This is a genomic window from Proteus genomosp. 6, from assembly GCF_040139785.1.
GTDB lineage: Bacteria > Pseudomonadota > Gammaproteobacteria > Enterobacterales > Enterobacteriaceae > Proteus.
This window is the reverse complement of record NZ_JBEEVJ010000004.1, coordinates 225085-242390: the sequence shown is the minus strand read 5'-3', so window position 1 is coordinate 242390 and position 17306 is coordinate 225085. Positions and strand designations below refer to the sequence as shown.

At 36.4% G+C, this 17306-nt stretch carries 19 protein-coding genes; 8 read left to right on the top strand and 11 right to left on the bottom strand.

What is annotated here, in order from left to right; genetic code table 11:
* Positions 1 to 264 precede the first annotated feature (264 nt).
* The gene (hxpB, locus tag ABN212_RS07110) at positions 265 to 933 is read right to left on the bottom strand and encodes a hexitol phosphatase HxpB (RefSeq protein ID WP_198625548.1); all 669 of its coding nucleotides are present in this window, start codon (positions 931 to 933) and stop codon (positions 265 to 267) included.
* Positions 934 to 1137: 204 nt separating this feature from the next.
* Here hxpB and ABN212_RS07105 point away from each other — a divergent pair, with 204 nt between their 5' ends.
* Positions 1138 to 1677, top strand: coding sequence for a YniB family protein (locus ABN212_RS07105; RefSeq protein WP_109372526.1), 540 nt, complete (start codon positions 1138 to 1140; stop codon positions 1675 to 1677).
* A 136-nt stretch (positions 1678 to 1813) separates the two neighbouring features.
* Here ABN212_RS07105 and ABN212_RS07100 read toward each other — a convergent pair whose 3' ends face one another.
* The 6 genes from ABN212_RS07100 to ABN212_RS07075 all read right to left on the bottom strand — a co-directional run bounded on the left by ABN212_RS07100 (position 1814) and on the right by ABN212_RS07075 (position 6898).
* Positions 1814 to 2686, bottom strand: a complete 873-nt coding sequence (locus ABN212_RS07100) for a fructosamine kinase family protein (protein WP_109372525.1) — start codon at positions 2684 to 2686, stop codon at positions 1814 to 1816.
* A 154-nt stretch (positions 2687 to 2840) separates the two neighbouring features.
* Positions 2841 to 3698, bottom strand: a complete 858-nt coding sequence (locus ABN212_RS07095) for a metal ABC transporter permease (RefSeq protein WP_198619644.1) — start codon at positions 3696 to 3698, stop codon at positions 2841 to 2843.
* Complete coding sequence (locus tag ABN212_RS07090; RefSeq protein ID WP_099073583.1) at positions 3695 to 4606, bottom strand: metal ABC transporter permease; 912 nt, start codon at positions 4604 to 4606, stop codon at positions 3695 to 3697. The genes ABN212_RS07095 and ABN212_RS07090 overlap by 4 nt, the downstream gene beginning before the upstream one ends.
* Before the next feature lie 2 nt (positions 4607 to 4608).
* The gene (locus ABN212_RS07085) at positions 4609 to 5496 is read right to left on the bottom strand and encodes a manganese/iron ABC transporter ATP-binding protein (protein ID WP_006537128.1); all 888 of its coding nucleotides are present in this window, start codon (positions 5494 to 5496) and stop codon (positions 4609 to 4611) included.
* Positions 5493 to 6350, bottom strand: a complete 858-nt coding sequence (locus ABN212_RS07080) for a metal ABC transporter substrate-binding protein (protein ID WP_232806254.1) — start codon at positions 6348 to 6350, stop codon at positions 5493 to 5495. Before ABN212_RS07080 ends, ABN212_RS07085 begins: the two co-directional genes overlap by 4 nt.
* A 329-nt stretch (positions 6351 to 6679) precedes the next feature.
* Positions 6680 to 6898 (bottom strand): tyrosine-type recombinase/integrase, encoded by a 219-nt coding sequence (locus ABN212_RS07075; RefSeq protein ID WP_311747406.1) that lies wholly within the window; start codon positions 6896 to 6898, stop codon positions 6680 to 6682.
* On the opposite strand from ABN212_RS07075, the gene ABN212_RS07070 reads away from it, so the two are divergent.
* Entirely contained in the window at positions 6890 to 7813 is a 924-nt protein-coding gene (locus ABN212_RS07070) for a colicin-like pore-forming protein (RefSeq protein ID WP_311748540.1), read from the top strand. The two genes, ABN212_RS07075 and ABN212_RS07070, sit on opposite strands and share 9 nt — an antisense overlap.
* Before the next feature lie 26 nt (positions 7814 to 7839).
* Here the strand turns inward: ABN212_RS07070 and ABN212_RS07065 are convergent, their stop codons facing one another.
* The gene (locus ABN212_RS07065; RefSeq protein WP_232805390.1) at positions 7840 to 8172 is read right to left on the bottom strand and encodes a colicin E1 immunity protein; all 333 of its coding nucleotides are present in this window, start codon (positions 8170 to 8172) and stop codon (positions 7840 to 7842) included.
* A 375-nt stretch (positions 8173 to 8547) separates the two neighbouring features.
* On the opposite strand from ABN212_RS07065, the gene ABN212_RS07060 reads away from it, so the two are divergent.
* From ABN212_RS07060 to ABN212_RS07050, 3 genes are all read left to right on the top strand, one after another.
* On the top strand, positions 8548 to 10128 hold the full coding sequence (locus ABN212_RS07060; protein ID WP_349443036.1) for a colicin E3/pyocin S6 family cytotoxin: 1581 nt from the start codon (positions 8548 to 8550) through the stop codon (positions 10126 to 10128).
* Between the two features lie 14 nt (positions 10129 to 10142).
* Positions 10143 to 10397 carry a colicin E3-like toxin immunity protein gene (locus ABN212_RS07055; RefSeq protein WP_198625553.1) on the top strand — a complete coding sequence of 85 codons (255 nt, stop codon included), beginning with the start codon at positions 10143 to 10145 and terminating at the stop codon, positions 10395 to 10397.
* A gap of 691 nt (positions 10398 to 11088) precedes the next feature.
* Complete coding sequence (locus ABN212_RS07050) at positions 11089 to 11760, top strand: transglycosylase SLT domain-containing protein (RefSeq protein ID WP_349443035.1); 672 nt, start codon at positions 11089 to 11091, stop codon at positions 11758 to 11760.
* Here ABN212_RS07050 and ABN212_RS07045 read toward each other — a convergent pair.
* Both ABN212_RS07045 and ABN212_RS07040 read right to left on the bottom strand, forming a co-directional pair.
* A complete protein-coding gene (locus ABN212_RS07045; protein WP_099075216.1) occupies positions 11757 to 12470 on the bottom strand; it encodes a MarC family NAAT transporter in 714 nt (237 codons plus the stop codon). The genes ABN212_RS07050 and ABN212_RS07045 overlap by 4 nt on opposite strands.
* A gap of 99 nt (positions 12471 to 12569) precedes the next feature.
* Complete coding sequence (locus tag ABN212_RS07040) at positions 12570 to 13163, bottom strand: GNAT family N-acetyltransferase (RefSeq protein WP_198619692.1); 594 nt, start codon at positions 13161 to 13163, stop codon at positions 12570 to 12572.
* Between the two features lie 263 nt (positions 13164 to 13426).
* Between ABN212_RS07040 and ABN212_RS07035 the strand changes: the two genes are divergently transcribed.
* Positions 13427 to 13765 carry a tRNA-binding protein gene (locus ABN212_RS07035; RefSeq protein WP_088495790.1) on the top strand — a complete coding sequence of 113 codons (339 nt, stop codon included), beginning with the start codon at positions 13427 to 13429 and terminating at the stop codon, positions 13763 to 13765.
* Between the two features lie 96 nt (positions 13766 to 13861).
* On the top strand, positions 13862 to 14551 hold the full coding sequence (locus ABN212_RS07030; RefSeq protein ID WP_109372519.1) for an AraC family transcriptional regulator: 690 nt from the start codon (positions 13862 to 13864) through the stop codon (positions 14549 to 14551).
* 4 nt (positions 14552 to 14555) lie between these two features.
* On the opposite strand, the gene ABN212_RS07025 is transcribed toward ABN212_RS07030, so the two are convergent.
* Complete coding sequence (locus tag ABN212_RS07025) at positions 14556 to 14996, bottom strand: PACE efflux transporter (protein WP_349443034.1); 441 nt, start codon at positions 14994 to 14996, stop codon at positions 14556 to 14558.
* Positions 14997 to 15376: 380 nt separating this feature from the next.
* Here ABN212_RS07025 and thrS point away from each other — a divergent pair, with 380 nt between their 5' ends.
* Positions 15377 to 17305, top strand: a complete 1929-nt coding sequence (thrS, locus tag ABN212_RS07020) for a threonine--tRNA ligase (RefSeq protein WP_023582384.1) — start codon at positions 15377 to 15379, stop codon at positions 17303 to 17305.
* Position 17306 lies beyond the last annotated feature (1 nt).

The window sequence follows — 17306 nt, the reverse complement described above, 5'->3', positions numbered from 1 at the left end:
AAAAGGTTTTGACGATAACTAACAGACAAAAAAGATAAAAATTGTCTTAAATATTAAGGAATAACGGGGATATTTTATTTGATTGATTTAAAAATGATCGAATTTAGGATAAGAAACTAAAAAGTGAGATAACAGCGAATGGCAGTAAGCAAAATATATAAAAGGAATACTTAAAAGTAGAAAATGGCTCGCGAGGCGATAAACATTAAAAATAGAACAAAAAGGATATCTGACAAGGCAAGATATCCTTTTTATTTATGGAAATTAGCCTAATAAATGCAGTTGTGTTAGCTCATTGAGTGATGCAATTTTTACATCAGCTAAGCCCCATTGTTTATCATTAAATTGTTCTGTTGCTGGTACAACGATAGAGCGCATTCTTGCGCCTTTACAAGCAATCATACCATTGCGAGAATCTTCTAATGAGACACAGTGGATAGGATCAAGATTAAGTGCTTTAGCTGCGTTTAGATAAACCTCAGGGTGTGGTTTGCTGTGTGGTAATTCATCAGCAGACACGACGGCTGAGAAGTAATGACGAATATTAAACAACTCAAGTACACGCTCAAGCATAAAATCAGGAGATGCTGAAGCAAGTGCAATTTTTAACCCCGATGATTTGCAAAGCTCTAAGGCATATTCAACACCCGGTAATAGTGGCTTTGTTTCTTCAACCAATTTGACAACACGAGAAACCATTTTTTGTTTTGCTTCTTGTTTTGAAACGTCTTGCCAAGGTGATGCTCTATACCATAAATCAATGACTTCATTTATTCTTAACCCAACCATATCGGGCATTGCCGATGCAAGGGATAAATCGACGCCTAATTCAGCAAAGACCTCATGTTCTGCTTGCTGCCAAAATGGTTCAGAGTCGATTAATAAACCATCCATATCAAATATTGCAGCTTCAATAGGGAATTTAAAAGACATGTTACTCTCCATAAATAAGGTCTATGTTGTCGAGTGGCGATTGTAGCAAGAGTTACAAGGAAAATCTTTTTAATCAGTTTCTTATTTATTTTGTAAAATAAATAGAGAGAATAGCTACTATTAATTTATTGTCGTATTAGCCGTTAATTAGACTACGATAAACAAAACAGATAAATATTGACGAATTCTACTAGTGAGGATGTGATGAGTTATCAATATGCAGGATTGTATGCCATTTTAAAGCGTGTACTTGGCTGGCTTATTTTTATTCCTGCCTTTATTTCGACAGCCGTATCATTGACAGGGTTGGCTGCAATACAACGCCCAAGTGGTGATGGTGTAAATGCCGTAATTAATGACTTTTTTCGTGTATTAGCGGAAATGGTGCAATTTAACACACCTTTTTTAGGTTTTTTCTGGAGAAATTCACCTATCCCTAATACTCAAATGGGGTTTAGCCAAGAAAATATCACTTTTTTTGTCATTTTTCTTTTTATGTTTATTGGCTTAGCATTCAGCGCATCAGGATTACGAATTTATCGCCAAGTGAAATATTTGAAAGAAAATATACAAGATCAGCTTATTATCGAACGCGCAATGAAAAGTGGTGTGACGGCTGAGGAGTTGCAACAAAATATCAAATTACCGCGACATACTATCTTTACTCAAATTATGGTGCTTTATCTGTCACCTTTAGTTGTTATTGCAATAGGTTATTTCTTGATGAAATTTTTAGGATGGTAATACTGCTTTAAAGTGAACGAGGACGGTTCATTGATATTAACTGAAGGGAAAAATAAACCTCGCACAACTGAATCTGGCGAGGTTATATTTTTTAGTTTACGTATCTTAATCTCAGAGCTATTTCACTCTTTTCCTATTAAGGTGTTGCTAATAGGTCATCAATTATTTTTCTGACTTCTAAATAATTTTCTTCGCCCCCAAATAAATTACAACGGTTGAGGAAGAAATAGAGTTGGTAAATAGGCTGACGTGATAAAAACTTATCTGATAATGGCCAAACGCTTTGATAACCATCGAAAATATTTGCAGGCACTGCTGTGCAAAGTGGTAACATCGCGATATCACACTCTCGATCACCCCAATAACAAGCAGGATCGAATACTGTACCTTCTGATTGACCAATCGCAGCACAGTTTTTAGGCCATAAGTTGCCGTGAAGCAGAGAGGGTTGTGGATTATGATCAGCAAGGCGATGATTGATGATTTGAATTATCTCGTCGATATCCCCAAAAATCATGCCTTTCTCGGAAGCTAGTTGTAGCTGAAAACCAATACGTTTTTCAGAATAAAAGTGATTCCAGCGTTTTTCCCAGCTATTGAGTTGAGGTGTTGTATCGATTTGGGTGTCGAAATCAAAGCCATAGCTAGGTTGATCTTCCCACTGATGTAGTCTTGCTAGTTGTTGTCCAAAACAGTAGGCGCTATGAGGTGTAAATGGTTGAACAGGTAAAAATTCAAGGAGTAGAAAACTGGCATCTTTACTATTACCGATACCAAGAACCCGAGGTGTTCGAATGGTTTGACTTTTTGCCAACATTTCGAGTTGTTCTGCTTCATTTTTAAAATTAGGCAGAAATTCACGCAAATTAGATTTCACAAAAACTGGCGTTTCACCATAATAAATTTTCCATGTATGATGAATATCGCCACTAGAAAGGTGGATTTTTTCGTTTATCTTTGCTGAAAATCCCAAGTTTGATTCCAGTAAACGACCTATATTCTGCCACATACTTACACCTCGCAAAGTTGTTTACTTAGTAGACCCAAATAAAATAATAACGAGCGATGTTTATACTATGACAATAACACTTTAATTAAACCAATAAAGTATAAAGCTAAAAAACGGGATGATTATCCCGTTTTTGCTAAGATAAAGAATATTATCAGGCGTTAGCGGGTTTTGTTTGTCGCTTTATTTTTGCCAATTTTATCTGATTACAGAGTAACGCAATAATAAAGAATACAGCTTGCGTTAGCACAATACATGGGCCTGTTGCTCCATCAATATGGAAACTAATAAATGTTCCTATAACGCTAGATGCGACAGAAAATACAATTGCTAACATAATCATGCGTGAAAAACTGCGTGTTAATAAATACGCGGTGATCCCCGGTGAAATAAGCATGGCGACCACTAAAATAATCCCAACAGCCTGCATTGAAGCAACAATAGTTAATGCCAAAATAGACAACAATCCATAGTGCAATAATGTGACAGGTAAACCAATAATCCTTGCTTGGTTAGGATCAAAGCAATAAAGCATAAAATCTTTTTGCTTAACAAGCATGATAGTGATGGTGATTACACAGATAATACTAATTTGAGTTAATACATCAGGTGTAATGCCTAAAATATTACCAAATAAAATATGCATTAAATGTTGGTCTGTATCGACACTGGCAAAAATGACCAAACCCACTGCAAACATACCTGAGAACACAATTCCCATCACAGTATCTTCTTTAATGCGACTGTGATCTTTTAAATAACCCGTGGCAAAAGAGCAAAATAGACCTGAAAGAAAGGCGCCTACTGTTAACGGGATTGCGGTGACATAAGCAAGAACAACTCCGGGTAAAACAGCGTGAGAGATTGCATCTCCCATCAAAGACCAGCCTTTTAATACCATATAGCAAGATAAAATAGCACAGGCGATACCTATGATAATGGCTGCAATAATAGCGCGTTGCATAAACGGGTATTGAAAAGGCTCAATGAAAAACGCCAACAACTCATTCATAGTTTCACCTCTTCTGGTTTTGTTGATCCTTTATGCTGATGAGATTGTGTAATCAACTGTTGTGAACTCTGACGAGCACGACGGCGAGCGGCTAACATACCGTGTTTAGGAGCAAATAAGAAAGCCAACAAAAAGAGTGATGTTTGCATTGTGACAATCACACCACCTGTTGCACCATTAAAGAAGTAGCTAAGATAAGCACCTACTGCACTTGTGATTGTGCCGATACAGATAGCAATAATGGCAAGTCGTTTGAATTGGTCTGTGAGTAAATAAGCCGTTGCACCAGGAGTCACTACCATAGCAATGACAAGAATGGCGCCAACAGTTTGAAGAGCCGCAACAGTACATGCGCTCAAAAGAGTAAAAAAGATAATTTTTAATTTTAGTGGCGATAAACCGATTGATTTTGCATGAACTTCATCAAAAAAAACCACCAGCAAGTCTTTCCAAATACAAAATAAAACTAAGAAAGAGACACCTGTAATAATCACAACTTGCCATACATCTTCATCAGCAATACCTAAAATATTTCCGAGGATAATGGTCTGAACGTTGACGGCTGTCGGTTTAAGCGAAACCAGCAACAGACCAAAGGCAAAAAAAGTGGAGAAAATAAAACCAATAACGGCATCTTCACGAAGGCGTGTGATATGACGAATAAATGTCATTGATAATGCGGCAAGCAAACCCGTAAAAAAAGCACCAACTGCATAAGGCAAACCTAATATATAAGCCCCTGCAACACCGGGAACAACTGAGTGGGAAAGGGCATCCCCCATTAACGACCAACCTTTCAAAATAAGATAGGATGAAAGAAAAGCGCAGACAGCACCGACTAAGGCACTCACCCAAATCGCTTTCACCATATAGTTATATTCAAAAGGCTGTAGGAGTAAATCTAGCATGGCTAATCTCCTTGTTTGCGCTGGCTTTGGTGCGCTGGAGTGTGTTCTTCTTGATGACCATAAAAGACAGCAGCACGTTCATCATCGGTAATGACAGTGAGTGAACGAGGATCGTCATCATCATGAAGATCAGAACCCGATAGGCTAATGTGACGTAACACACCACCAAATGCGTGCTCTAAGTTTTTCTGTGTAAATGTCGTTTCAGTTGGACCACTGTCTAACACTGTTCTATTGATTAAAATAACGTGGTCACAAAATTCAGGTACACTTCCCAAGTTATGAGTTGAAACTAAAACTAAGTGGCCTTCTTCGCGCAAATTGCGTAGCAGCTCGATAATGGCATTTTCTGTTTTAACATCGACACCAGTAAAAGGTTCATCGAGTAATAAAACAGTACCTTCTTGAGCCATTGCTCGAGCTAAGAAAACACGTTTTTTTTGACCGCCAGAAAGTTCACCAATTTGGCGATGCCCTAAGCCTGACAAGCCAACGCGTTCTAATGATGCTTCAACAACTTCATGGTCACGTTTTGAAGGAATACGAAAAAATCCCATTTTTCCATAACGCCCCATCATTACAACATCAGAAACGAGGACGGGAAAATTCCAGTCAACTTCTTCTGTTTGTGGAACATAGGCGATCATATTTTGTTTTAACGCCTGCTGGATTGGGCTACCGTTTAACGTCACTTTTCCTTTAGAGGGCTTTACCAGCCCCATAATGGTTTTAAATAGTGTGGATTTACCACTGCCATTGATACCCACTAGGGCACAAATAGTGCCACCAGTGATAGAGAAACTTGCATCGAAAATAGCCGTATGACCGTTGTTGTAAGTCACTGTGGCATTATCAACAGTCAACGTAGGATTAGCTTTTATATTGCTCATTGCCCAAATCCTTTCGCAATTGTATCTACTGTAATAGTAATCAAATCAATATAAGTAGGAACTTCGCCACCTTCAGCGGAAAGTGAGTCAACATAAAGAACACCACCGTATTTTGCGCCAGTTTCTTTACTTACTTGTTTAGCTGGCTTATCTGAAATTGTACTTTCACTAAAGACAACAGGGATCTTGTGTTTTCTAACGGTATCAATCACATATTTAACCTGTTGTGGTGTGCCTTGTTCTTCTGCATTGATGGGCCATAAATAAACTTCTTTAAAGCCATAGTCATTAGTTAAATAGCTGAATGCACCTTCACTGGTCACTAACCAACGCGCTTCTTGTGGAATACGGGATAGTCTTTCTCTTAATGGTGCGTCAAGCTGTTTAATTTTTTCTGCGTAGCGTGCCGCATTTTGATTATAAATAGCCGCATTATCGGGATCGTGTTCAACAAGTGCCTTGCGAATATTTTCAATATAAATTAATGCATTATTCGGTGACATCCACGCATGTGGGTTAGGATTGTTTTTGTAAGCACCTTCACTAATTGCCATTGGTGTGATGCCTTCAGTGACAACAACAGCAGGTACGTTACGTAACTCATTAAAAAAGCGTTCAAACCAACGTTCAAGGTTTAAGCCATTCCATAAGATAAGATCAGCCTTTTGAGCTTTTACAATATCTTTAGGAGTAGGTTGGTAATCGTGAATTTCAGCACCAGGTTTTGTGATTGATTCGACAATAGCTGCATCTCCAGCTACATTTTGAGCGATATCTTGAATGATAGTAAATGTGGTGACGACTTTTAGTTTATCTTTTGCTTGTGTAGGTGCTGTTAAAAATACGGATGCCATAAGGCATAAAGCCGTAAGTGAAAGTTTGTTTACAGAGCGAAATATATCCATATTATTATTGCCTTATAGTTGCAGAGTTATTTTCTCAATTGATAATGATTATCAATATCATCTCAAAAAAGTCAAGTTATCTCTGTGTAAAAAGCTTCATTTGATAACGACCAGAAATAAGATAACAACATGTATTCCAATAAATGTTAAGTAGATTGTCGAGTTTTGTCACAAAAATTAACAATAGTTCGTAACTATTTGTGTAAAAGGTTATTTAAATATTCATCACTGAATATCAATAAGTTACTTTTACACACTCACAAAAGCTCACTATTAGCTCACAATTCAGTATAGCCGGTACCTCTATCATCTAAATATCTATCAGTCATTTGCATGGATTTATGGCCTAATATTTTTTTAGCGAACTCAGCGCTTTTTTCTTCTTCATAAAGTCTTGCAGATAAGCTTCTTATTTCATGAAAAGTAGGTTTGTTTTCTCTCTCTGGTAAAGCTGACGAAAATCGATTACGTAAAGAAGCTTTGCTTACATCACAGATAGTGTTTTAGTGACTAAAAAAGTCCCTGTATATGAAGTTAATGACGCTGCTAATAGTTATCATGTAGATATTAAGAATATGGGGATTGAATATTTGCTTAGACCCACTAGCTCCTCTAGCGGCCCTGGTTTACAAGGAAATGTTATTCAAAATTACTCAAATGAAAATAAAAAATTCTCATATCCAGAAAAAGTAGAATTACCTAATAAGGTAGAAAACAAAAGAATAGAAGCACCATATCCACACCAATTTAATGACGCAATTATTGTGTTTCCTAGAAATTCAAACTTACCGCCTTTATATGCTTATTCGGGCTTCCCTGCAATTGAACTTAAGGATAAAGATCCGCGTCCTCAGAAGGAAAAAGAGTTTAATAATATTAAAAATTGGGTGAAATCTACAATTTCATTTTACGAGAAAGTGATACAGGAATTTGGTAAAAAAGCAGCACAATTATCTAGAGAGTTAGCAGAGCAATCTAAAGGGAAAACAATCAGAAGTGTAGAAGATGCTTTACGTACATATGAAAAATATGGGCAGAATATTAATAATAAAATTAATACCAAAGATCGAGCTGCTATTATAAAAACATTAGAATCTATTGATGCAAAACAGTTAGCTTCAAACTTAGGTAAATTTAGTAAAGGGCTTGGATATACCAATCACGCGATTAATGCCGTGGAATTACTTGTTGAATTTAAAAAAGCGGTTAAAACGGGAAATTGGCGTCCATTTTTTGTTAAAGCCACTGCAATTACTGCTGGTATGGCAGCAGTGGCATTGACAGCCTTTGCCTTTAGTTTAATTATTGGTGGACCTGTTGGAATTTTAGGGTATGCCCTCATAATTGCAACAGTTGGTGCCTTGATTGACGACGCTTTGGTTGAAAAAATCAGCGGTGCGATTGGTATTTAATATGTAGGGTAATAGGATAATCTATTTTAATTTACCCTATTTTTTGTGAAATATAAAGCTAGATATATCATGCTAAATGGAATTGAAAATATAAAACAAAATAAGTGGTATAGAGCTACTCCACCATGCTTAGCTGGTGTATTTATAAATAATCCAGTATTCCAGAATTTTTTTGTTGTATATTTTAATGCGAATTTTTCGATAAGCATTTTGGAGAAAGGAAAAAAAATTGCACTAGGTATGCTTAAAGTTAGCATTAATAAACCTTCAATAGTGTGATCGTTATAATTAAGATAAACCATCACCAACATCATAAAATAGCCCCAGAACATATTATTAATATAATATTTTTTAGTCATATCCAGCTCCTAATGAAAAATTATCTCTACACCATTTTAATGGTAATGCTTCTTATTTTTAATAATTTGGCTGTTTTTATTTTAGTCAATTTACCTTTTTATGCTGAGCGATTTTAATTTTAGTGCTACTTATTGTGAGTGAGATAGAAGAAGCACAGAAAGAGGAAGAAGAACTCAGACAAAAAGGAAAGGAAGAAAATCATGATACCAATAAGACACCAGAAATTGATAACTGATTAAATCTACTTAGCTTAAGGATGAGTTAGTTTTTAATGATGATTATTCCGAACATAACCGAAATAAGATTATTGCCTCATAATTTATACTGTATTTAAATACAGGTGTTATGTGTTTCTAATATAAAAAGGAGTTTATATGAGTGACTATGATGATAATGATATTCGTATTGAAATCACTGATGGTATTAGTAGTTCAAATGATAATTCTGAATATACTGATAATGACCGTGATGATAGAGAAGATAATGAAACTGGAAATCACGAGAAAGAGAGCGGAGGTTATAGCGAATATTATGACGATAATATAAATTTAAGTGAGAGCCCTGAAGCCGCCTCAGTTATTCCCGTAGGTAGTACCGTATTTCTATTCCCACTAAAAAATGGGGTACTTAATTTTACTATTGCTAGTGGTAATTTAAGTGCAACTCAAACAGCTATTACAACGGCGTTTAATTTTGCTAAAAATAATGTCGCACAATTAGTGAGTAAAGCATCATTATTAAATCGTTTTACGCCATGGGGAATTGCAATTGAAGGTTTAATGCCAAATAACAATATAATGACTACTAAGGAGGAAATGGCATTATTAAATAAGCATGGTTTTTTACATATTTATGATGAAAAGAAGACCTATCAGGTATCGACATTACCAGCATCAGTGATTGCTACTGAAATAGGGAGATTTATCAAAGAAAAGCAAGTTGTGGTTGATACCTATATTACTTCTGCTTTTGATGAAATTAAACAAAAACAGAAAACAGTTATTTCTGTTAACGGATCACTCTCAGTACCCATTGTTCAAGCTAAACCAACAGGAATGCAAGGTATTTATACAGCAGAAATTATTCCTAATATGAAGCCTGTAAAAATTAAGCTTGAACAAGAAAAAGAATGGAAGAAGCAACGAACTGTAGTGAATACTCAGCCTCCAGTATCACAGTATCTTCCTTCTATTGAGCTAAAAAATTATCATGCTATTGTTGATTTTGGTAATGATAATGAACCTCTATATGTTTCAATTAGTGAGCAACTTTCTCAAGAAGATGAAAAAAAACTGATAGAGCAAGCGAAAAAAGATTGGATTGCGCTTTATCCTCTTGAAGCGGCAAAACAAGCTTTAAATGAAGCTATTATTGAGTTAGACGTTGCGAAGAAGAAAGAGGATACATTAAAGGTAAATGTTGCCTCATTACAAAAAACATATGAAGCTAAAAAAGCGGAATATGATGAGTGGTTAAAAAAATATTCTTCATTACCTGCCAATGCAATCAAATTAGTTTATAACGCGAAGGTTAAAGAGCCTGAAATAGCGCTAAATGAAGCGAGAAAAGCGCTAGCGATAGCAGTTGAGAGTCGCAAAAAAGCTGAGAGCAAGAAAAAAGCAGCTGAAGATAAGGTCAATGAGGCTAAGGATAAAAAACGCCAAGGTGTCAGAGAAAAAGGTCATGATTATCACCCAGCACCGAAGACTGAAGAAATTAAAGGGTTGGGTGAGCTAAAAGAAGGAAAGTGGAAAACGCCTAAACAAGGCGGAGGTGGTAAACGTGCGCGCTGGTTCGGAGACAAAGGCCGTAAAATCTACGAGTGGGACTCTCAGCATGGTGAACTGGAGGGGTATCGAGCCAGTGACGGACAGCATATCGGCGCCTTTGATCCGAAAACCGGTAATCAGATAAAACCGGCTGATCCAAAACGTAATATCAAAAAATATTTGTAAGGAGAATAAATATCATGGGATTGAAAGTACATTTACAATGGTTTGATAAAAAAACGGAAGACTTTATTGGAAAAGAATATTCAACAGATCTGGGTGATGATGATACGGTTATTGAACAAACCGTTAAGCCGACAGAAAACATCATCAATAACGGCGGTTTTGATGTTATTTCTGCGTGGGTTCCTTATCTGCAGAAGCACCTTAAACATAAAATTGAGCTAAATAAATACGATTACCAGGTAGCATTTGATTACCGTGATAAGTGGTAATGAACAAACGTATATAATATTAACTAGTATCGTTTTGAAAGCCTCTTAACGGAGGCTTTTTGTTCTAAGTGAATACTAAAAAAAGTCAGTTATTTAATTAATCTTAACACATTCGCCTTCAATAAAATCTCCTCCGCTATTTTCATATTTCACAACATGGCATTCCCCCTGCAATCCATAACGACTAATGACATAATGAACATCAGGATGAATTACTTAGTCTCGGTATTTGTTTTGTCGCCTCTCGTAACGGGATATCTTTTCTAATAAGCCATCCTTAACAACACCATCTAGTGTTTTGTAAGTAGATTCGAGAATCTTTTTCTTGTTAAAAGAATCCTATCCTTTAAGCATTAAGCTACATCAGAAACCTCAAAAGGAGGGGAGCCTATTTCACCAGCTACTCATGCAAGATTCTCAGGCTTAAATAATTCCATTATCTTTTTTTCTTTCTGGGTTCGCTTCATGAGGTTCATCTCGGATCTAGTTAGTTTTTGGATAGTATGGAGAGTATAATAGAAGAGCTAATTTGAGATAAAACGCACACACTAGAAGTCGTAATAGATTGATTTATTTCTCATGTTTTGCCATATTTTAGCATGCATTTTTGAATGAAAATAGAATAATATATCTATAAATTATTGATATATAAATATATCTTCGTACAACCCTTTATGCAAAAGGATAAAACGTGAAAGTAAACATCATCTTTTCTTTGGCAATTTTGCTTCTTGCTGGTTGTGCTGATCATGTTCGTCAACCTGTTCAAAAAGAAACATCACGATTCTTAAGCCAAAAACCAGTAGAGAACCGCGTTAATAATGCTTCAATTTCAACGGCACAATGGAAATCAACACCTTTTGATAACCATATACAGCAAGCATCAAGCCGTTACGATGTTGATGAAACATTAATTAAGGCGATTATCCAAGTTGAATCAAACTTTAGACCTGAAGTTATTAGCAAATCAAATGCAGTTGGGTTAATGCAAATTAAAGCATCAACTGCGGGAAGAGATGTTTACCAAAATAGAGGTAAGGCAGGGCAACCAACAACGGCTCAACTAAAAGATCCCGCCATTAATATCGATTTGGGTACAGCTTATATTCAATTATTAAGAGAGCGTCACCTTGTTGGTATTGCCGATCCTGAAACTCTTTATTACGCCACTATCCTTGCTTATGTAAATGGCGCAGGCGCTTTATTAAGAACATTTGATAAAGATAGAGATAATGCCATCGCTAAAATTAATTCAATGAGTGCGGATGATTTTTATCGTTATGTCGAAAAAAATCATCCAGCTTCTCAAGCGCCGCGTTATTTAGCAAAAGTGAGAGCGGCTTACCATGCAGGTGATAATTAATCTGGCAAATTAGCAGCGGCTTGAGCCTGTTTTAATAAAGCAGGCAAATCAGCAATAATTTCAAGAACGCCATTGATCATAAACTGAACGCCCATACAGATTAATAAAAATCCCATTACGCGAGAAATAGCGTCAATACCGCTGTGGCCTAAATACTTCATAATGCTGGTGGAGCCACGAAGTGATACCCAAACAATAACGCTAATTAAAAAGAAGCTTGTCACAGGGGCGATATACAATACCCATTGTGCAATATCAGTACGTGAGGGAATTGAAGCCGCCGTACTGATTATCATTGCAATTGTTCCGGGACCCGCTGTACTTGGCATTGCTAAAGGAACAAAGGCAATATTAGGTTCTTTGGGATTACGATGTGGATTGTTATCGTCTGAAATAGGATCATCGACATTAGGTGTATTTGGAAACAGCATACTAAAGCCAATAAAGGCAACTATCATTCCGCCTGCAATACGAAGACCGGGGATCGAAATACCAAAGGTTGTCATTATGATCCGTCCCGCATAGAACGCGATGGTCATAATAAGGAAAATATACACACATGCCATTAAGGATTGTTGATTACGTTGTTCCTTTGTCATATTGCCTGAAAGGCCAAGCCAAAGAGCAACAGTCGTTAATGGATTAGTTAAAGGCAAAAGCAAAATAAGACCAAGACCGATAGCCTGAAAAAACTGGTAAACAGAGTGCATGGAATATAAAAGCTCCCAATAACAGGTAATTAAGGAGTAATTATGATAACAAATTAAACGAGATAAAAGTTATTTTCCTCGTAATATTCTTAATGTTTATTAGTATTTTTTCATAAGCCATTCTAAATGCATTTTTACCGATCCCCAGTCATAATCAGTAATGCTATAAACGCAAGTATCTCTTTTTTGTCCCGTCGTCGTTAATCTATGATTACGTAAAATACCATCCAGTTTTGCACCAAGTCGTTCAATCGCTCTACGGCTAGTTTGATTTAATATATGAGTACGAAATTCAACAGCAATGCATTGCAAGTCTTCTAAGGCATATTTAAGTAAGAGATATTTAGCTTCAGTGTTTATTCCTGTTCTTTGTACTTCTTTGGTATACCACGTTGAACCAATTTCTAATCTTGGAGTTTGGCTATCAATATTCATAAAGGTTGTTATGCCAACCACACGGCTATTAGCTTTAGAAATAATGGTAAAAGGCAACATTAATCCTTTTTGTTGTAACTGAAGTTTATGCTCAATATCGCGTTGTAATTCTGTTACTGAAGGAACGGTGGTATACCAAAGCTCATCGGGTCTATCTTTTTCAATTAGTTCATAGAGTTCTGAGTAGTGTTCCATACTTAGGGGCACTAAACGCACAAGTTTTCCTTCTAATGTTGTCCACTCTGTTATTTTTTTCATCATAAATATTCTCTGGGGGGAATAAAAACACATTTCTTAAGAATACTTTTTATACATAACAAATTTATGAATTGATATGGTTATTTAAAAGGTTATTAAAAAGTAGATAAATTTCAGAATGATGAAAATAGAGAAAAAAGAGTGTGAGTGACTCTTTCTCAATAGAGAATGATTGTCTCACCACAGGTGAGCCAGCATCATGCGTGTTAATCTATAATTCAGTAATAGTGATATAACCATAAACACAATAGATTGGTAAAAAAATGACAGATTTAATTGAATGGGATGATTTTTTACGAGTAGAAATGAGAGTAGGAACGATTATTAGCGCAGAAATAAATAAAAAAGCGAATAAACCTGCTTATGTTATGGAAGTTGATTTGGGCGAATTAGGTATAAAGCGTTCAAGTGCTCAAATTACGGTAAACTATACACCTGAAGAGCTTGTGGGACGTCGTATTTTATGTGTATGTAATTTTCCAGTTAAACGCATTGCAGGTATAAAATCTGAAGTTTTAATTACAGGGGCACCTGATGAAACAGGAGCAATTGTATTGGCTGAGTTTAACTTACCTTTACCAAATGGCTCGCGTTTAGCGTAAATAAGTATCTTGATAAGACACTCTTAAATAGTGATGTTCGGCTGAGTTTTGATATAGTAATTATTCAATAGCAGGATGGATATAAAGGAGTGTCTTTTGTTATTACCTCAATTGCATTTGCGATGTTATACACAAGAGACGGTATCTCATCAGCATGATAATTTATGGCAGATTATTTTCGGGCTTTCGGGTTCGATGGAAGTTAATTTCAATCGAGAAGATTTTCTGATTTCCAATCAAAACTGTTTGATTATCCCTCCAACTATTCATCATGCCTTTTCAGGCAATATAGATAATAAAAATCTTATTCTAGAACTCCCTGCAACGTCTCAATGGCAATTAAGTGAGAAAGGTGGACAATTTGTGTTATCACCAGCAGCCATTGGTTTATTAGAGTGGCTACATCAATATCCTCAACCTCCAGATCAATATTCAACGATCACACGTTTATTACTCGCTCAAATGAAAATACAAAAAGGTTGGCGCGATAGTTTGGATGCTTGGTTAGTGAATAAATTACATACACCATTAACCACATATGATATTGCTTGCGCTTTTAATACGTCAGTGAGTACGTTACAACGAAAAATGAAAGCAGAGGTGGGAGTATCTGTGATGCAATATGTCACTCAACAGCGACTTAGCAAAGCCGCTGAATTATTAAAATACACATCAGTAAATATTGAAAATATTGCTTTAGTTGTAGGATATGACTCGCATTCTGCATTTAGTCAGGCATTTCGCCAATACTTTAATAAAAGTCCTACTGAGTATCGACAAGATTAAGCCATTACACCACTTTATTTCCTGTTGAATAAACTCGAGGGCATAATTTATCGAAGGCGAGTGTAAATAAATAAGTATAGACAAAGAAGAACACTAATATCGTGATTTCCATACTAATTGCTTTGATAAAATCCACGTTATACCACCACATATAAAGTGGAATGGTAAAGAAGAACAGACCTAATTCAAAACTTATTGCATGAGTAAGCCGTACCATAACGGTACGCTTTTTGATTTTTAGTTTTGATTCAATTAATTCAAAGAAAAAATTAAAAATATAATTCCAAATCAAGGCAATAACAGAAACAGCGATTGCAACGGGTAGTGAATTATGTGATTGGCTTTGGCTTAATATCGCTAGTAAAACAGTGCTTAATAAAATCGCAAGAGTTTCAAAGGTAATAGCATAGACTAATTTACGAGAGCGGGGCTTTAGATAAAACACGTTACACACCTTATATATTAACAATGAAGATTCTGGTCCGCCCTAGAGAATGTTATTTTAAAAGCCACGGTTTCCGCTTGCTCGTTATGGTAGTCAAATTAAAGAAAAAATTCTATCTATCTCCCTGTATTAAAAAAAGAGATGTTAAAATTACCGATGAGATAAATGTATAAATCTTTATAGTCTGTGATAATATCCCCCCTGAGTTACGATAAGGCTCAGTGATGCTATGGATATTTATAAAATAAATATGTGTACATAACTGTGTACAAACCTCGCGAGGTAAAGTGAGAAATTGTCGTAACGTACTGAATATATATGAAATAAAAAGCTTACAAGTGATCTTGCGTATGGGTCACCACTGTAAATAAGGATTTTAAATGCCAATTATTACTCTTCCTGACGGAAGCCAACGTCAATTTGAAAATGCAGTTTCTGTCATGGATGTCGCTGCAGATATCGGCCCTGGACTTGCGAAAGCATGTATTGCAGGCCGTGTTAATGGTGAGCTGGTAGATGCTTGTGAATTAATCGAACATGATGCAAATCTGGCGATTATCACCGCAAAAGATGATGAAGGTCTTGAAATTATTCGTCACTCTTGTGCCCACTTATTGGGACATGCAATTAAACAATTATGGCCACACACCAAAATGGCGATTGGTCCTGTTATTGAAAATGGATTCTACTACGATGTCGATTTAGACCATTCGCTAACACAGGAAGATTTAGACACTCTAGAAAAACGCATGCTAGAGTTGGCGAAAACAGATTATGACGTTATTAAAAAACGCGTAAGCTGGGCTGAAGCTCGTGAAACATTTGTTTCTCGTGGTGAAGACTATAAAGTTGCTATTCTTGACGAAAATATTAGCCAAGATTCTCAACCAGGTCTTTATCATCACCAAGAATATGTTGATATGTGCCGTGGACCACACGTTCCAAACATGCGTTTCTGTCATAACTTCAAATTACAGAAAATCGCAGGTGCATATTGGCGCGGTAACAGCGATAATAAAATGCTACAACGCATTTATGGTACAGCTTGGGCTGATAAGAAACAGTTAAAAGCTTACTTAGATCGCTTAGAAGAAGCGGCCAAACGTGACCACCGCAAAATTGGTAAACAGCTTGATTTATATCATATGCAAGAAGAAGCGCCGGGTATGGCTTTCTGGCATAATGATGGCTGGACTATTTTCCGTGAGTTAGAAACATTTGTACGTTGTAAATTAAAAGAATATGATTACCAAGAAGTAAAAGGTCCATTTATGATGGATCGTGTTCTTTGGGAAAAAACAGGTCACTGGGAAAACTACAAAGAAAACATGTTCACAACATCTTCAGAGAACCGTGAATATTGTATCAAACCAATGAACTGCCCAGGTCACGTACAAATCTTCAAACAAGGTTTACGTTCTTACCGTGATTTGCCATTACGTATGGCTGAATTCGGTAGTTGCCATCGTAATGAACCATCAGGTGCATTGCATGGTTTAATGCGTGTTCGTGGCTTTACACAAGACGATGCGCATATCTTCTGTACTGAAGAACAGATTTTAAGTGAAGTAAATGACTGCATCAAATTGATTTATGATGTATATTCTACTTTTGGATTTGAAAAAATCGTTGTTAAGCTGTCTACTCGCCCAGAAAAACGTATCGGTGAAGATGCATTATGGGATGTTGCTGAAGCAGACTTAGCAAAAGCCTTAACTGATAACAATATTGAATTTGAATATCAGCCAGGCGAAGGGGCGTTTTATGGCCCTAAAATAGAATTTACACTTTACGATTGTTTAGATCGTGCATGGCAGTGTGGTACAGTTCAATTAGACTTCTCACTACCAGGTCGTTTAGGCGCATCTTATGTTGCCGAAAACAACGAGCGTAAAGTACCTGTTATGTTACACCGAGCAGTGCTGGGATCCTTAGAACGTTTTATTGGTATTCTGACAGAAGAATACGCAGGATTCTTCCCAACTTGGTTAGCACCACAGCAGGTTGTCGTGATGAATATCACGGATGGACAGGCTGATTATGTACAAAAACTCGTCAAAGAATTGCAAGATGCCGGAATTCGTGCAAAAGCAGACTTGAGAAATGAGAAGATTGGCTTTAAAATTCGTGAACATACTTTACGTCGTGTTCCGTACATGCTTGTCTGTGGAGATAAAGAAGTTGAATCAGGCAAAGTGGCGGTTCGTACTCGTCGAGGAAAAGACCTTGGCAGTATCGACGTTAACGAATTTAAAGAAAAGCTTCTGCAAGAAATTAGAAGCAGAAGTCTTCATCAGTTGGAGGAATAAG

What these genes read in the sequence shown, in the direction of transcription:
- hxpB (WP_198625548.1), bottom strand. Translation starts at nt 933, where the DNA reads ATGTCTTTTAAATTCCCTATTGAAGCTGCAATATTTGATATGGATGGT.
- ABN212_RS07105 (WP_109372526.1), top strand. Translation starts at nt 1,138, where the DNA reads ATGAGTTATCAATATGCAGGATTGTATGCCATTTTAAAGCGTGTACTT.
- ABN212_RS07100 (WP_109372525.1), bottom strand. Translation starts at nt 2,686, where the DNA reads ATGTGGCAGAATATAGGTCGTTTACTGGAATCAAACTTGGGATTTTCA.
- ABN212_RS07095 (WP_198619644.1), bottom strand. Translation starts at nt 3,698, where the DNA reads ATGAATGAGTTGTTGGCGTTTTTCATTGAGCCTTTTCAATACCCGTTT.
- ABN212_RS07090 (WP_099073583.1), bottom strand. Translation starts at nt 4,606, where the DNA reads ATGCTAGATTTACTCCTACAGCCTTTTGAATATAACTATATGGTGAAA.
- ABN212_RS07085 (WP_006537128.1), bottom strand. Translation starts at nt 5,496, where the DNA reads ATGAGCAATATAAAAGCTAATCCTACGTTGACTGTTGATAATGCCACA.
- ABN212_RS07080 (WP_232806254.1), bottom strand. Translation starts at nt 6,350, where the DNA reads ATGGCATCCGTATTTTTAACAGCACCTACACAAGCAAAAGATAAACTA.
- ABN212_RS07065 (WP_232805390.1), bottom strand. Translation starts at nt 8,172, where the DNA reads ATGACTAAAAAATATTATATTAATAATATGTTCTGGGGCTATTTTATG.
- ABN212_RS07060 (WP_349443036.1), top strand. Translation starts at nt 8,548, where the DNA reads ATGAGTGACTATGATGATAATGATATTCGTATTGAAATCACTGATGGT.
- ABN212_RS07055 (WP_198625553.1), top strand. Translation starts at nt 10,143, where the DNA reads ATGGGATTGAAAGTACATTTACAATGGTTTGATAAAAAAACGGAAGAC.
- ABN212_RS07045 (WP_099075216.1), bottom strand. Translation starts at nt 12,470, where the DNA reads ATGCACTCTGTTTACCAGTTTTTTCAGGCTATCGGTCTTGGTCTTATT.
- ABN212_RS07040 (WP_198619692.1), bottom strand. Translation starts at nt 13,163, where the DNA reads ATGAAAAAAATAACAGAGTGGACAACATTAGAAGGAAAACTTGTGCGT.
- ABN212_RS07035 (WP_088495790.1), top strand. Translation starts at nt 13,427, where the DNA reads ATGACAGATTTAATTGAATGGGATGATTTTTTACGAGTAGAAATGAGA.
- thrS (WP_023582384.1), top strand. Translation starts at nt 15,377, where the DNA reads ATGCCAATTATTACTCTTCCTGACGGAAGCCAACGTCAATTTGAAAAT.